At 71.8% G+C, this 15,280-nt stretch carries 11 protein-coding genes and 1 pseudogene; 3 read left to right on the plus strand and 9 right to left on the minus strand.

Translation table 11 applies throughout. The annotated features are described in order from the left end of the window. Positions 1 to 123 precede the first annotated feature (123 nt). Positions 124 to 1,602 carry a glycerol kinase GlpK gene (glpK, locus tag EOW66_RS05700; protein ID WP_128155486.1) on the minus strand — a complete coding sequence of 493 codons (1,479 nt, stop codon included), beginning with the start codon at positions 1,600 to 1,602 and terminating at the stop codon, positions 124 to 126. 20 nt (positions 1,603 to 1,622) lie between these two features. Then, on the minus strand, positions 1,623 to 3,200 hold the full coding sequence (gene glpD, locus EOW66_RS05705; protein ID WP_128155487.1) for a glycerol-3-phosphate dehydrogenase: 1,578 nt from the start codon (positions 3,198 to 3,200) through the stop codon (positions 1,623 to 1,625). A gap of 164 nt (positions 3,201 to 3,364) precedes the next feature. Between glpD and EOW66_RS05710 the strand changes: the two genes are divergently transcribed. Next, a complete protein-coding gene (locus tag EOW66_RS05710) occupies positions 3,365 to 3,844 on the plus strand; it encodes a transglycosylase SLT domain-containing protein (RefSeq protein ID WP_128155807.1) in 480 nt (159 codons plus the stop codon). A 55-nt stretch (positions 3,845 to 3,899) separates the two neighbouring features. Here the strand turns inward: EOW66_RS05710 and EOW66_RS05715 are convergent, their stop codons facing one another. After that, positions 3,900 to 6,398, minus strand: coding sequence for an ABC transporter permease (locus tag EOW66_RS05715; protein ID WP_128155488.1), 2,499 nt, complete (start codon positions 6,396 to 6,398; stop codon positions 3,900 to 3,902). Next, on the minus strand, positions 6,395 to 7,069 hold the full coding sequence (locus tag EOW66_RS05720; protein ID WP_128155489.1) for an ABC transporter ATP-binding protein: 675 nt from the start codon (positions 7,067 to 7,069) through the stop codon (positions 6,395 to 6,397). Before EOW66_RS05720 ends, EOW66_RS05715 begins: the two co-directional genes overlap by 4 nt. On the opposite strand from EOW66_RS05720, the gene EOW66_RS05725 reads away from it, so the two are divergent. Then, complete coding sequence (locus tag EOW66_RS05725; RefSeq protein WP_128155490.1) at positions 7,068 to 7,766, plus strand: arylesterase; 699 nt, start codon at positions 7,068 to 7,070, stop codon at positions 7,764 to 7,766. The two genes, EOW66_RS05720 and EOW66_RS05725, sit on opposite strands and share 2 nt — an antisense overlap. A gap of 2 nt (positions 7,767 to 7,768) precedes the next feature. Here the strand turns inward: EOW66_RS05725 and EOW66_RS05730 are convergent. The 3 genes and pseudogenes from EOW66_RS05730 to hemC all read right to left on the minus strand — a co-directional run. Continuing rightward, positions 7,769 to 8,995 (minus strand): annotated as a pseudogene (locus EOW66_RS05730) (hypothetical protein); the annotation flags it as partial. Between the two features lie 54 nt (positions 8,996 to 9,049). After that, a complete protein-coding gene (locus tag EOW66_RS05735) occupies positions 9,050 to 10,426 on the minus strand; it encodes an FAD-binding oxidoreductase (protein WP_128155492.1) in 1,377 nt (458 codons plus the stop codon). Between the two features lie 93 nt (positions 10,427 to 10,519). Further along, positions 10,520 to 11,464 carry a hydroxymethylbilane synthase gene (gene hemC / locus EOW66_RS05740; protein WP_113899668.1) on the minus strand — a complete coding sequence of 315 codons (945 nt, stop codon included), beginning with the start codon at positions 11,462 to 11,464 and terminating at the stop codon, positions 10,520 to 10,522. A gap of 115 nt (positions 11,465 to 11,579) precedes the next feature. Between hemC and hemE the strand changes: the two genes are divergently transcribed. Then, positions 11,580 to 12,611 (plus strand): uroporphyrinogen decarboxylase, encoded by a 1,032-nt coding sequence (hemE, locus tag EOW66_RS05745; protein WP_128155493.1) that lies wholly within the window; start codon positions 11,580 to 11,582, stop codon positions 12,609 to 12,611. 111 nt (positions 12,612 to 12,722) lie between these two features. Here hemE and EOW66_RS05750 read toward each other — a convergent pair whose 3' ends face one another. Next, positions 12,723 to 14,693, minus strand: a complete 1,971-nt coding sequence (locus EOW66_RS05750; protein WP_128155494.1) for a DEAD/DEAH box helicase — start codon at positions 14,691 to 14,693, stop codon at positions 12,723 to 12,725. A gap of 97 nt (positions 14,694 to 14,790) precedes the next feature. After that, complete coding sequence (locus tag EOW66_RS05755) at positions 14,791 to 15,276, minus strand: MarR family winged helix-turn-helix transcriptional regulator (protein ID WP_164881041.1); 486 nt, start codon at positions 15,274 to 15,276, stop codon at positions 14,791 to 14,793. Positions 15,277 to 15,280 lie beyond the last annotated feature (4 nt).

Consider the following 15,280-nt stretch of genomic DNA (forward strand, 5'->3'; position numbering starts at 1 on the left):
GTTGGGTCTTGCTTTCCCCCCGTTGCGGAACCCATGCCTCCCCGCCATGGCAGGCCCGCCCGGCGGGCGCACCCGCGCCCGGGCTACGCCCCTGCCCCGGCGCTGTCGAGCCGGCCGCGCCGCTCAGACCGAAATCGTTGCCGCGACGGCACGGCGCCAGCGCGCATAGGCCGCCGCGCGCGGCGCCTCGGCCATCGCCGGCTCGAAGCGGCGCTCGAGCGCCCAGTGCCGGCCGGCCTCCTCGGGCCCCGGGCACAGCCCCGTCTGCCAGCCCGCCAGCCAGGCCGCGCCAAGCGCCGTGGTCTCGGTCACCGCGGGCCGGTCGACCGGGGCGCCGAGAATGTCGGCCAGGAACTGCATCGTCCAGTCCGAGCGCGCCATGCCGCCATCGACGCGCAGCACGCCAAGGTCCAGCGCGCCGGCGTCCGCCCGCATTGCCTCCCACAGGTCGCGGGTCTGATAGCCCACTGATTGCAGTGCGGCGCGGGCGATCTCGGCCCGGCCGGTGCCGCGGCTGAGGCCGAAGATCGCGCCCTGCGCCTCGGGCCGCCACCAGGGCGCGCCAAGGCCGGTGAAGGCGGGCACCATCAGCACCTGTTGCGCGGGGTCGGCGGTTTCCGCCAGCGCCTGCGTCTCGGCCGCGCTGTCAATCAGCTTCAGCCCGTCGCGCAGCCATTGCACCACCGCGCCCGCGACGAAGATCGAACCCTCGAGCGCGAAATGCGTGCGCCCGGCAAAGCGGCTCGCCACCGTGGTCAGCAGCCGGTGCCCCGAGGCAATGCGCGCGGCACCAGTGGTCAGCAGCGCAAAGCAGCCGGTGCCATAGGTCGATTTCATCATCCCCGGCGCGAAGCAGGCCTGCCCCATCGCCGCCGCCTGCTGGTCGCCCGCCACACCGCGGATCGGCAGCGCCCGGCCGAACAGCGCGGGATCAGTCGCGCCGAACTCGTCGGCGCAGTCGCGCACCTCGGGCAAGAGCGCCATCGGCACGCCGAACATCCGGCACAGATCGGCGTCCCACTCGCCGCGCTCGATGTCATAAAGCATCGTGCGCGCGGCATTGGTGGCGTCGGTCGCATGCACCCGCCCGCCGGTCAGCCGCCAGATCAGGAAGGCATCGACGGTGCCGAAGGCCAGCGCCCCCGCCTCGGCCCGCGCCCGCGCACCGGGCACCGCATCCAGAAGCCAGCCGATCTTCGTGGCCGAGAAATAGGGATCAAGCAGCAGCCCGGTCTTTGCCGTCACCTCGGCCTCGGCGCCCGCGTCGCGCAGCGCGGTGCAGGCCGGGGCGGTGCGGCGGTCCTGCCAGACAAGCGCATTGGCGATCGGCGCGCCGCTCGCGCGGTCCCAGATCACCGTCGTCTCACGCTGGTTGGTGATGCCGATCGCCACCACCGCCTCGCTCATCGCGGCGCGCGCGCAAGACAGCGTGGTCGCCCAGATCTCCTCGGGGTCGTGCTCGACCTCGCCCGGGCGCGGGTAGATCTGCGCGAATTCGCGCTGCACGGTGGCAACCGGGCTCAGCCCGCCCGTGCCCGTCACCGCGAAACGGATCGCGCGCGACGAGGTGGTGCCCTGATCGAGGGCCAGAATCTCGCTCATTCTCTCCTCCCGGCCTCTCCTCAGGCCTCCGTCGTCCCCGCCGCCGCGCGGATCTGCGCCAGCATCCCCGCCACCGCCTGCACCTGCGCCGGGCCCAGCCGCAGGCCAAGCTTGCTGCGCCGCCACAGCACGTCCTCGGCCGTCACCGCCCATTCCCGGGCGACGAGCCAGCGCAGCTCGGCCTCGGTCAGGGTGGCGCCCAGATCGGCACCCAGATCCTCGGCCGTGCGTGCATCCCCGAGCCAGACCCGCGCCTCGGTGCCATAGCTGCGCACCAGCCGCGCCGCCCAAGGCGCGCTCAGGAACGGATAGTCGCGCAGCAGCCCCTCAGCGAGCGCCGGCCGGCCGTCGATCGGGAAGTCGCCGCCGGGCAGCGCCGCGCCGGCGGTCCAGGGGCCGGTCGCCGCGGGGAAGAAGGGCGCAAGCTTTGCCAGCGCCGCCTCCGCCAGCCGCCGATAGGTGGTGATCTTGCCGCCGAAGATGTTCAGCAGCGGCGCCCCCTCGGCATCGAGGCGCAGCACATAGTCGCGCGTCGCCGCGGTGGCCGAGCTCGCCCCGTCGTCATAAAGCGGGCGCACCCCGGAATAGGTCCAGACCACATCGGCGGGGGTCACGGGTCTGGCGAAATACTCGGACACGAAGGCGCAGAGATAGGTGATCTCTTCCTCGGTGCACTGCGCCGCGCCCGGGGCGCCGCGGTAATCCTGATCGGTGGTGCCGATCAGGGTGAAGTCCTCCTCGTAGGGGATGGCGAAACAGATCCGCCCGTCGCGCCCCTGGAAGAAATAGGCGCGGTCGTGATCGAAGAGGCGCCGCGTCACGATATGCGAGCCGCGCACCAGCCGCACGCCCTCGGTCGAGGGCACGTGGATGGTGTCGCGGATCACCTCACCGACCCAGGGCCCGGCGGCATTCACCAGCGCCCGCGCCCAGAAGCTGCCAGCGGCGGTGACGACGCGCCACAGATCGCCCTCGCGATGCGCCCCGGTCACCCGGCTGCGGGTGCGGATCTCGGCGCCGCGCGCCGCGGCATCGCGTGCGTTCAGCACGACAAGCCGCGCATCATCGACCCAGCCATCCGAGTATTCATAGGCCTTGGCAAAGCCCGGCCGCAGCGGCGCGCCGGCCGGATCGCGGCGCAGATCGAGCGCGCGGGTACCCGGCAGCGTGCGCCGGCCGCCGAGGTGGTCGTACAGGAACAGCCCCGCCCGGATCATCGCTGCCGGCCGCTTGCCCTTCAGCCAGGGCAGGAACAGCCCCACCAGCCGGCCCACCGGCGTGTCGGTCGGAAAGCGCATCGACGGGTCGATCGGCAGCACGAAGCGCATCGGGTGGCTGATGTGGGGGCTCGCAGCCAGCAGCACCTCGCGCTCGGCGAGCGCCTCGTGCACGAGGCGAATCTCGAGATATTCGAGATAGCGCAGACCGCCGTGAAACAGCTTGGTCGAGGCCGAAGAGGTGGCCTGTGCGAGGTCCGCCTGCTCGAAAAGCAGAACCGAGAGGCCGCGACCGGCCGCATCGCGGGCGATGCCGCAGCCGTTCACGCCACCCCCGATAATGCACAGATCGACGGGATTTTCCTGCGTTGCTAAGGACATGGCACCTCCTGGGCTGATCCGAGTGGGCCCGAGGACGGGGCGGATGTCAAAGCCTTTCGGCGAGATCCCGCTTATCGGCGCGCCGGGGCTTTGCTGCGCGCTAGGCGGCTTTCTCACGTGATTGTATCAATGTTGTAATCAAATGAGGAATGGAGCAGTTCCCGATGATGATCCGCCGCAGCCTTCTGCTGACGTTGCCCCTGGTTCTTGCCCTCGCCGCTTGCGGCACAGACCCCCGCGCGTCCTCGAAGGGCATGTCCCCGGATCAGCTGCCGCTGCAGCCCGGCGAAAGCACCGAACTGCGCGGCCTCATCAACAAATACGCCGATCATTACGAGGTGCCGCGCACGCTGGTGCATCGCATTGTGCAGCGCGAAAGCGGCTACAACCCGACGGCGCGCAACGGCTCCTACATGGGGCTGATGCAGATCGACCCGCGCACCGCCTCGACCATGGGCTTCGCCGGCTCGTCGCGCGAGCTGCTCGATGCCGAGACGAACCTGAAATACGCGGTGAAATACCTGCGCGGCGCCTGGCTCTGTGCCGATGGCAACGAGAAGGAAGCCGTGGGCTGGTATGCGCGCGGCTACTACTACGAGGCGAAGCGCCGCGGCATCCTGAAAGACGCCGGCCTGCGCGGCTGATCCCGCTCCCCCGACGCGCCCCGCTGCGGGGCAGGAAGGCCGCCCCCGGGCGGCCTCATTCGTTTTCGCGCAGCACCCGCGCCGGGCGGGCCGCCAGCGGGCGCAGCGCAAAGACCAGCCCGGCGATCAGCACCGCGCCGATGCCGCCCAGCGCGATCGCCGCCGCAGGCCCCGGCGCGAAGCGATAGCTTGCCTCCATCACGAAATGCAGCACCGCCCAGCCGGCCAGCGCGCCGACCGCGACGGCGATGATCCCGGCGGCGGCGCCGGCGAGCGCCGCACGCAGCGCGAACGAGCGCAGGATCATCCCGCGCGTGGCGCCGAGCGTCTTCAGAAGCGCCGCCTCGCGTGCCCGCGCGCCCTCGCCCGCCGCCGCCGCGCCGATCAGCACGGTGAAGCCCGTCGCCAGCGTGACCGAGGCCGCCAGCGCCACCGCGCGCGCGATGGTGCCAAGCGCCTCGCTCACCCGCGCGATCGCGTCGCGCACCCGGATCGCGGTGATGTTCGGGAAGGCACGCGCCAGATCGCGCAGGATCGCCGCCTCGCTCGCCTCGGGGGCGTAGATCGTGGCAAGGTCGGTGTGCGGCGCGCCTGCCAGTGCCGCGGGGTTCAGCGTCAGCACGAAGCCGATGCCGGCAGTCGAGAAATCGACATCGCGCAGCGAGGTGATCGTCGCCTCGATGTCGCGGCCAAGGATGTTCACGGTGATCCGGTCGCCGAGTTTCAGGCCGAGTTCCGCCGCCTCCTTCGCGGCAAAGCTTGCCTGCGGCGGGCCGGCATAGCCCTCGGGCCACCAGCTGCCCGCCGTCAGCCGCTCGCGCGGGGTGTCGGCGAAAGTCACACCGCGATCGCCGCGCAGCACCCAGTGATCGCCCGCCACCTCGCGCGCGGGGCGGCCGTTGATCCGGGTGATCACGCCGCGCAGCATCGGCGCGGTGTCGACGCGGCTCACCTCGGGGAAGGTGCGCAGCCGGGCGAGCAGCGGGTCAAGCTGATCGGGCTGGATGTCGATGATGAAATAGGCCGGCGCCACCTGCGGCAGGTCGCGCGCGATGGCGCCGCGAAGCCCGGCGTCGATCTGTCCCACGGCCGACAGCACCGACAGCCCGAGACCGAGCGACAGCACCACGGCCACCGCCTCGGAGCGCGGCCCGCCGATCGCGGCCAGCGCCGCGTGCAGCGCGGGGCGGCCCTGCGCCAGCCGGATCGCCGCGCGGGCAAGCCGGCGCAGGCCAAGCGCCGCAAGCGCCAGCAGGCCAAGCGCGCCAGCCACCCCGGCAAAGGCCGAAAGCGTCAGCCCGACCTCGCCCGACAGCGTGGCCGCCGCCCCGACCAGCGCGGCAACAAGCGCCCCGATCAGCGCAAGCGATCCCGCGGGCGGCAGGCTGCGGCCGCGTCCGGTGCTGCGATAAAGCGTCGCCGCGCGCAGCGCCGACATCCGCCCGAGCGGCCAGAGCGCGAAGATCGCCGCGGTCAGCGCGCCATAAAGCGCTGCCTCGAAGAGCGGGCGGGCCGAAAGCCCGACCTCGACCGGCACCGGCATTGCCCGCGCGATCGCACCCGAGGCGGCGAGCACCGCCCCTGCCCCCAGGATCAGCCCGGCCGCGATCCCCGCCGCGCCCAGCACCGCAAGCTGGATCAGGAAGGCGGCGCGGATCGTGCCCGAGGTCGCGCCCAGCGCGCGCAGCGTGGCGATGGTCTCGGCCTTGCGCTCGATCCAGGCCGAGACGGTGGCCGAGATGCCGACGCCACCGACGGCAAGCCCGGCCAGCCCGACGAGGACGAGGAAGGTCGCCAGCCGGTCGGTGAAGCGCTCGGCCCCCGGCGCGGCGCGGCGGCTGTCGCTCCAGCGCATCCCCGCCCCCTCGAACCGGGCCAGCGCCGCGGTCTTCAGCGTGGCAAGCGTCGCGCCCGTAGGCAGGGTGACGCGGTATTGGGTTTCGTAAAGCGATCCCGGCGCGAGCAGCGGCCCGGCCTCGATCGCGGCGAGCGAGACGATGCTGCGCGGCCCGAAGGCGATGCCGGCGCCGGTGCTGTCGGGCTCGCGCAGGATCCGCGCCATCATCACGAACGCCTGTCCGCCCAGGGTGAAGCGGTCGCCCGGCTTCAGCCCCAGCCGGTCGGCCAGCACCGGGTCGAGGAAGGCGCCCGGCACGCCGCCCTCGCCGGCCAGTGCCGAGGCCGGCAGCGGCGGGTCGAGGACCAGCGTCCCGGTCAAGGGATAGGCGCCATCGACCGCCTTCACCTGCGTGAGCGCGTAGTCATCGCCCGCGCTCAGCATCGAGCGGAACTCGACCAGCTCGGACACCCGCGCGGCATGGGCAACGATCCAGTCGCGCTCCTCCGCCGTGGCGCGGCGATAGGTGAAGTCGTATTGCGCATCGCCGCCCAGCAGCACCGCGCCCTGATCGGCCAGTCCCGCCCGGATCGCACCGCGCACCAGCCCAACGGCGGCAATCGCCGCGACGCCGAGCATCAGGCACAGCAGGAAGACGCGAAAGCCGCGAAGCCCGCCGCGCAGCTCGCGCCGGGCGATGCGCCAGGCAAGGCTCATGCGCGCACCACCCGCCCGTCGGCAATCTGCACCACCCGGTCGCAGCGCGCGGCAAGCTCGGGCGCATGGGTGACAAGGACGAGCGTCGCCCCGTGCCGGTCGCGCAGGCCGAAAAGCAGGTCCATGATCGCCGCCCCGTTTGCGGCATCGAGGTTGCCGGTGGGTTCGTCGGCCAGCAGGATCGCCGGGCGCGGCACCACGGCACGGGCCAGCGCCACGCGCTGCTGCTCGCCGCCCGACATCTCGGAAGGGTAATGGCCGCGCCGATGCGCAAGGCCCACGGCGGCAAGCTCGGCCTCGGCGCGCGCGCGGGCGTCGCCCACCCCGGCGATCTCGAGCGGCAGCGCGACGTTTTCCAGCGCGGTCATCGTCGGCACCAGATGGAAGGACTGGAACACGATCCCCATCGTGCCACGGCGAAAGCGGGCGAGCGCGTCCTCGTCCATCGCCGTCAGGTCCTGCCCGAGCGCCGTGACCCGGCCGCCGCTTGCCCGTTCCAGCCCGCCCATCAGCATCAGCAGCGAGGACTTGCCCGAGCCCGAGGGGCCGGTCAGTCCGACGCTTTCGCCCCGGTTGATGTTCAGCGAAATGCCGCGCAGGATCTCGACCGGGCCGGCATTGCCGTCAAGGGTGAGCCGGGCGTCGTCGAGCGAAAGGACCGTGTCCGTCATGAGAAACCATTTTTCCGTGCCTGTCTTCGGATATGGGCTGCGCGCGCGGCTGTGCAAGCTGGCGGCGGCGGCTTTCCTTGCTCTCGCCCTGCCTGCCGCAGCCGAAGCGCCCGAGGTGCTGGCCTTCGGCGACAGTCTCACCCAGGGCTACGGGCTGATGCCGGGCGAGGGGCTGGTGCCGCAGCTGCAGGACTGGCTTGCCGCGCAGGGAACCGCGGTGCAGGTGGTGAACGCCGGCGTCTCGGGCGACACCACCGCCGGCGGGCGGGCGCGGATCGACTGGTCGCTGACGCCCGGCATTGACGCGGTGATCGTGGAGCTTGGCGGCAATGACCTGCTGCGCGGCCTGCCGCCCGCCGCGGCGCGCGCGAACCTTGACGCGATCCTGTCTGCCGTGACGGCGCGCGGGCTGCCGGTGCTGCTGGTCGGGCTGCCCGCGCCCGGCAATTACGGCCCCGCCTACAAGGCCGAGTTCGACGCGATCTGGCCGGAGCTCGCGGCGAAATATCACGCGCTGCTGCTGCCCGACCTGCTCGCGCCGATTGCCGCGCTGCCGCCCGAAGAGCGCGCCGCGCGCGGGCTGATGCAGGGCGACAACATCCACCCCTCGGCTGCGGGGGTGACGCTGGTGGTGGCAACCCTCGGGCCGAAGGTGCTCGAACTGCTCGCAAAGGCGCAGCCGAAGCCCGCGCCCTGAGCTCAGACCGGGCGGCGGTCCATCCACCACAGCATGCCAGCGCCCAGCACACCGAGCCCCGCCCCCAGCCCGGCCACAAGCCCATAGCCGCCAAGCGTGGTGCCGATCGCGAAGGTGGCGGCGCAGATCCCGTCGCCCGCCAGTTTCTGCAAGGCCATCAGCGAGGCGCCGGCACCCGGGCGGTCGCTGAGCAACTCCTGCAGATAGGCCATCGGCTGGGTCAGCACGATCGCGCCCCCCGCGGCACCCGGCAGCATCAGCAACCAGACGAAGGGGGTGCCGGCCAGAAGCGGGATGCCGGCAAGGTGGACGGCATAGAGCGCCATCCCCACCCAGATCAGGCTGCGCGCCTCGACCCGGCCGAGGATGCGCGGCAAGGCCAGCATGAAGGGCACCTCGAGCCCGGCCATGATCCCGGCGTAAAGCGCCGTCGCCCCGGCGCCGCGCCCCGGCACCATCTCGAACACAAGGCCGATGACGACGAGGTAGAGCGTCACCGCGCCATGGATCGTGCCGAGCGCGAGCACCCGCGCCAGCACCCGCCCGCCGGCGATCTCGCCCAGCGACTGGCGGAAGGTGAGGCCGGATGGGGTGTCGCTCCAGCGCGTCGCGCCGTCGCGCGGCCAGAACAGCACGGTGAGGGCGAGGATCGCGACCGAGAGCCCGAAGCAGACCGGATAGACCGCGGTGAGCGGCGTGCCGGCGCGGAAGGCCACCGCCCAGACCGGCAGCACCACCACCCATGGCACGGCGAAAAGCGCGCGCAGCGTGCTTTGCACGGCGCGGCGGTCCTGTTCCGGGTGGGTGGTGGCGGCAAGCCGGGCGAGCGCGAAGAGCTGGCCGAAGAACGAGCCCGACAGCGGCAGGAGAAGCGCATGGGCAAACGCGAAGCCCGGCGCGCTCGGCGCAAGGATCACAAGCCCGGTGCCGAGCGTCAGGAACACCCCGCTGACGAGCGCAATGCCGCGCCGGTTCGCACGCTGGTCGGCAAGGATGCCGAAGACCACCGAGGACGAGACGGCGAGCCCCGAGGCCACCACCAGAAGCAGCGAAAAGGCGCTGTCGCTCAGATGGAAGACGGTGACCGCCAGCGCCGAGACATAGGGCGCCATCGTCGCGGCATGGGCGCCATAAAGCAGCAGCAGCGCCGCGGCGAGCAGCAGCGCGGGGTCGCGCAGGATCGGTCGGAACGGGGCAAGAAACGGCATCGTCACCTCGGGCAATGCCGCCTCATGCGCCGGGGCGCGGCGCGATGCAAGGGGGCGCCGGGGGCGCCCCGCGGCTCAGGGCAGCATCTTGCCGGGGTTCAGGATGCCCTTCGGATCGAGCGCCGCCTTGATCGCCGCCATCACGCTCAGCGCGACCGGGTCCTTGTGCGCGGCGAGCGTCGCGCGCTTCGACAGCCCCACCCCGTGCTCGGCCGAGAAGCTGCCGCCAAGCGCCACCGCCTCGCTGGCGATCGCGGCGCGGATCGCGGCCAGATGGCTCGCCTCCTCGCGGCCCGGATAGACCGAGTAATGGATGTTGCCGTCGCCCAGATGCGCCACCAGAAACACCTCGGCCTCGGGGTCGAGCGTGGCGAGCCGCTCCTCCATCCGGGTCAGGAACAGCTGCAGCCGGTCGAGCGGCAGCGCCACGTCGGTGTCGACCATCACCGGCTGCACGAAGGTGATCTCGGCCGCGGATTCGCGCATCGTCCAGAGCCGGCGGCGCTGCGCCTCCGAGGTCGCCACCACCGCCTCGGTGAGCGAGCCGTCCTCGAGCGCGCTCTCGAGCAGGGTCTCGAGCCGCTCGACCGGGTCCTCGCCGGCGATGGTGGTCGCGATCTCGACCATCACGTTCACCGCACAGGGTTCGAACGGGCAGGCAAGCTCGGGTTTCAGCCGGCCGAGACGCTCCATGTAATGGGCGGGCATGAACTCGAAGGCCTCGACGGCGCCGCCGCTGCCGGCCTGCAGCCGGTGCAAGAGCGCCAGCGCGCCCGCGAGCGTGTCCATGCCCAGAAGCGCGGTCGCATGGGCGACGGGCGCGGGGGCGAGCTTCAGCACCGCCGCAGTGATCACGCCGAGCGTGCCCTCGGCCCCGATCATCAGATCGCGCAGGTCATAGCCGCTGTTGTCCTTGTGCAGCCCGGTCAGCAGGTTCATCACCCGCCCGTCGGCCAGCACCACCTCGATGCCCAGGCACAGCGCCCGCGCATTGCCATAGCGCAGCACGTTCGAGCCGCCGGCATTGGTCGAGAGGAACCCTCCCACCATCGCCGAACCCTTCGCCCCGAAGGTCAGCGGAAACACCAGCCCGTGCCGTGCCGCCTCGTCGTGCAGCGTCTCGAGGATCACCCCCGCCTCGGCGGTGATCGTGCGCGCGGTGGGGTTCACCTCGCGCAGCCGGTTCATCCGCGCAAGCGACAGCATCAGCGCGCCCTCGGCCGCGGCGCCGCCGTTCAGCCCGGTGTTGCCGCCCACCGGCACCACCGGCGTGCCGGTCTCGCTCGCCAGCCGCAGCACCGCCGCGACCTCCTCGGTCGAGCCCGGGCGCAGCACCGCGAGCGGGCTCCAGTGGTAATGCCCGGTCCAGTCGTCGCGGTAGCCCGCGGTATCGTCGCCGGTCAGCACATGAGCGGGGCCAAGCAGGTCACGCAGGCGGTCAAGAAGGGTCATATGGGTCTCCCGTGGATGCGGCGGCCGCCGCCCCGGGACGTTCGGACGCAGGTCGCGCCAACGCCCCCGGAGGCAACCGTCATCGCGGCCGGCTCAGCGCCAGTCGAAAAAGCCTTTCGGCGCCTGCGCGAGCAGCCGGCGCGCCAGATCGGCGCCAAGCGCGGCGCCCTCGGCAAGCGCGCCATGCGCCTCGCCCGAGATCGCCTCCGAACCGTCCGGGCGCAGGATCTCGCCGCGCAGCCAGAGCCGGTCGTCGAGGATCTCGGCAAGACCCGCGATCGGGGTCTCGCACGAGCCGTCGAGCGTGGCGAGGAAGCTGCGCTCGGCCGCCAGCCGCAGCCCGGTCGGGCCGTCGTGGATCGCGGCGAGCAGATCGGCGCAGCGGCTGTCGGCGGCGCGCCGCTCGATCCCGATCGCGCCCTGCGCGACGGCGGGCAGCATCTCGTCGGGGCCGATCGCCGAGCGCGCCACCTCGGCCTTGCCCAGACGGTTCAGCCCGGCCATGGCAAGGAAGGTGGCATCCGCCACCCCGTCCTCAAGCTTCTTCAGCCGGGTCTGCACGTTGCCGCGGAACTCGACCAGCTTCAGATCGGGCCGGCGGTTCGCCAGCTGCGCGCGCCGGCGCAGGCTCGACGAGCCGACGACCGCGCCCTCGGGCAGGTCGGTGAGGCTTGCATAGCGGGTCGAGACGAAGGCGTCGCGGGTGTCCTCGCGCGGCAGGAAGCAGTCGAGCAGCAGGCCCTCGGGCTGTGCCGTCGGCATGTCCTTCATCGAATGCACCGCGATGTCGATCGCACCCGAGACGAGCGCCTCCTCGATCTCCTTGGTGAACAGCCCCTTGCCGCCAAGCGCCTTGAGCGGCTGGTCGGCCGCGATCAGCGCGGCATTGTCGCCGGTGGTGCGGATCACCACGATCTCGAAGGCCTCCGGCGGCAGGCCATGCGCCGCGCTCAGCCGCGCGCGGGTCTCATAGGCCTGCGCGAGCGCGAGCGGCGAGCCGCGGGTGCCGATCTTCAGCGGGTCCGTTGCGGAGGGCATCTGTTTCATGGCCAACGGCATAGCCGCGACCGATTGCCCGTGCAAGCGGGGCGAGTGCGCGCAATGCTTGACAATCGGCCGCAGCCCGCGATGAAGAGGGGCAAAGGAGATCCCGATGAGCGACAAGACGATCCTGCGCGCGCTGCGTGGCGAGGTGCTGCCCACCCCTCCGGTCTGGATGATGCGGCAGGCGGGCCGCTACCTGCCCGAATATCGCGCGACCCGGGCGCAGGCGGGGGATTTCCTCTCGCTGTGCTACAATTCGGAGCTGGCAGCCGAGGTCACGCTGCAGCCGATCCGCCGCTATGGGTTCGACGCGGCGATCCTGTTCGCCGACATCCTGCTTCTGCCGCAGGCGCTTGGCGTCGATCTGTGGTTCGAGACCGGCGAGGGGCCGCGGATGTCGACCACCACGACGCCCGCCGAGCTGGCCGCGCTGAAGGGCTGCGACGACATCCATGACACGCTCGCCCCGATCTACGAGACGGTGCGGATCCTGCGCCGCGAGCTGCCGTCGGAAACGACGCTGATCGGCTTTGCCGGCGCGCCCTGGACCGTCGCGACCTACATGATCGCCGGCCGCGGCACCCGCGACCAGGGCCCGGCGCATGCGCTGAAGGCCACCGACCGCGCCACCTTCGCCGGCATCATCGACCGGCTGACCGAGGCGACGGTCGAGTATCTGGCAAAACAGGTCGAGGCCGGGGCCGAGGTGGTCAAGCTGTTCGACAGCTGGGCGGGCAGCCTGAAGGGCCAGGATTTCGAGGATTTCGCCGTGGCCCCCACGGCGCGGATCATTGCGGAGCTCAAGGCGCGCTTCCCGGGCCTGCCGGTGATCGCCTTCCCGCGCGAGGCCGGCGAGGGCTATGTGGGCTTTGCGAAGAAGACCGGCGCCGATTGCGTCGCGATCGACAATTCGGTCTCGGCCGAGTGGGCGGCGGCGAAGGTGCAGACGGACGGCTGCGTGCAGGGCAACCTTGATCCGAAGCACATGGTGACCGGCGGCGACGCACTGGTCGAGGCGACGCGCGACGTGGTGCGCGCCTTCTCGAAGGGGCCGCATATCTTCAACCTCGGCCATGGCATCACCCCCGACGCCGATCCCGAGAATGTCGCGCTGATGGTCGAGACGATCCGCAAGGGTTAGGCCGCAAGGCCTGCGGCGCCAGACCGGCCAGGCCGGTTCGCGGCCCCGGCCAAGGCGAGTATTTGTGCCAAGAAAAAGGGGCCGCGAGGCCCCTTTTTTGTCAGTCCTGGATCATTTCCCGCGCGGGGTTTTCGGCCCGGGCTTGCCGCCCGGCTTGCCGGCGAACTTGCCCGCGGGCTTGCCCCCCGCCTTGGCGAATTTCGGCTTCGGCCGGAATCCCTCCTTCGCGGCGGCGCCATGGCCGCCCTCGCGCGCCCAAGGCGCGGCGGGCTTGCTGCGGGCCTTCGCTGCGGCCCCCTCGCCTTCGGGGCGGTCATAGGAGCGGGCCGGACGCGGCGCGGCCTCGCCCTCGGCGCGGTCATACTTGCGCGCGGGTTTCGGCGCGCCCTCGCCCCAGCCCTGCCCCTTGCGGTGCGGCTTGCGCGGGGCGTGGTCATCCTCGCCCTTCGACCAGCGTGCCGGACGCGGCGCCGGACGGTCGAGCCCTTCGGGCGTCTCGGCGAGCGGCGTGACGGTGCACTTGTCCTCCATCACCATCGACGGCGCGAGCGCGCCCTCGAAGCGGCCGGCGGCATCGGCGTGGATCTGCACGAAGGTGTGGTCCTGCATCACCCGGATCATGCCGATGTCGCGCCGGGTCAGGTCGCCCGCACGGCACAGCATCGGCAAAAGCCACTTCGGATCGACCCACTGGTCATGCCCCATGGTCAGGCGGAACCAGCGCGAATTGCCGAATTCCTCGCGCGCACGCGGCTTCGGCCCGTCGAGCGTGACCGACACCAGATCCTCGGGCGCCGAGCGCGCGGCGCGGAAGTTGCGCAGCACCGCCGCGGCCAGCGCGCGCGGTTCGAAGGTCTCGAGCAGGCGCTCGATGCCGTCGAGTTCATCGGCCGTCGGCGGATCGGTCAGCACCGCCTGCTGCAGCATCCGCTCCTCGTCGCGGGCAAAGATCTCTTCCGGGCCGGGGGCGCCGTCCCAGGTGGCGTTCACCCCCGCCTCGCGCAGCAGCCGCTCGGCCTTGGAACGCAGGTTGAGCGGCACGATCAGCGCCGAGATCCCCTTTGCCCCGGCGCGCCCGGTGCGGCCCGAACGGTGCAGCAGCGCTTCCTTGTTCTGCGGCAGGTCGGCATGCACCACCAGCTCGAGCCCCGGCAGGTCGATGCCGCGCGCGGCGACGTCGGTGGCGATGCAGACCCGCGCCCGGCCGTCGCGCAGCATCTGCAGCGCGCGCGAGCGTTCGTCCTGGGTCAGCTCGCCCGAGAGCGCCACCACCGAGAAGCCGCGATTGAGCAGCCGGCCGGTCAGATGGGTCACCGCGGCGCGGGTCGAGCAGAACACGATCGCGCGTTCGGGCTCGTGGAAGCGCAGCAGGTTGACGATCGCGTTCTCGCGGTCGGAGCGGTCGACGGCCAGGGCGCGATAGTCGATGTCGGCGTGCTGGCTGCGCGCGGCGATGGTCGAGATCCGCTCGGCGTCGCGCTGGAAGGTGGCGGCGAGGCGGGCGATCTCGGCCGGCACGGTGGCCGAGAACATCAGGGTGCGGCGGGTCTCGGGCGCGGTCTTGAGGATGAACTCGAGATCCTCGCGGAAGCCGAGGTCGAGCATCTCGTCGGCCTCGTCGAGGGTGACGACCTTCAGCTCGCTCAGATCGAGCGCGCCGCGGCGGATGTGGTCGCAGATCCGGCCCGGGGTGCCGACGACGATATGGGCGCCGCGTTCGAGCGCACGACGCTCGGCGCGCGCATCCATGCCGCCGACGGCGCCGGCGATCACCGCCCCCGCCCGGGCGTAGAGCCAGGCGAGCTCGCGGCTGACCTGCTGCGCAAGTTCGCGCGTCGGTGCCACGACCAGGGCGCGCGGCAGATCGGCATAGGGCGGGATGCCCTCGGCGCCGATCAGCTCGGAGGCCATGGCGAGGCCGAAGGCCACGGTCTTGCCCGAGCCGGTCTGAGCCGAGACCAGCAGGTCACGCCCGGACAGCCCCGGATCGGATACCGCCTCCTGCACGGGGGTGAGGGCGGCATAGCCCTTCTCGGCCAACGCCTCTTGCAGCGTGGCGGGAAGGTGATCGAACTGGGTCATGTCAGGGGCTTTCGCAACGGCGGAAAGCGCGGCTTCTAGCCCCTTTCCCCCAAGAAGGAAAGCCTTTTCGGCAAGGGCCCCCCGGGGCGCGCCAGGCTCAGCCGAGGCCGGGCTCTTCGCGGGCCGTGCGGCTGCGCCCCATCACCTGCGCATTGAAGCGCGCGATGTCGGCGGCAAAGCGCTGCCGCTCGGGCTCGCTCCAGTCGGCCAGCATCTCCTCGAGGCGGCTCAGCCGCAGCGCCTGCATCTCGGCGCAGCGCGCCAGCCCCGCCGCCGTCGCCTCGATCAGCGCGCTGCGGCCGTCAAGCGGGTTCGGGCGCCTCGCGATCAGCCCGCCCTTTTCGAGCGCCGCCAGCTGCCGCGTCACCGTGGAATGATCGAGCGCGAGCATTGCCGCCAGATCGCCGCTCGGCCGCGCCCCCTCGCGCAGCGCGAGAAGCAGCAGGTATTGCGCCCGTTCCAGCGGATATTTGCGCGAGCGATAGAGCCCCTCGAGTGCCCGCACGAGAACCGCAAGGTCATGTTCGATCGCCTGCGTGCCGGGCGAGGCCCCGCCGTCCTGCGCCAGATCGGTCCGGTCCATGCAC

It is taken from the genome of Paenirhodobacter huangdaonensis, assembly GCF_004022465.1.
Classification (GTDB): domain Bacteria; phylum Pseudomonadota; class Alphaproteobacteria; order Rhodobacterales; family Rhodobacteraceae; genus Rhodobacter; species Rhodobacter huangdaonensis.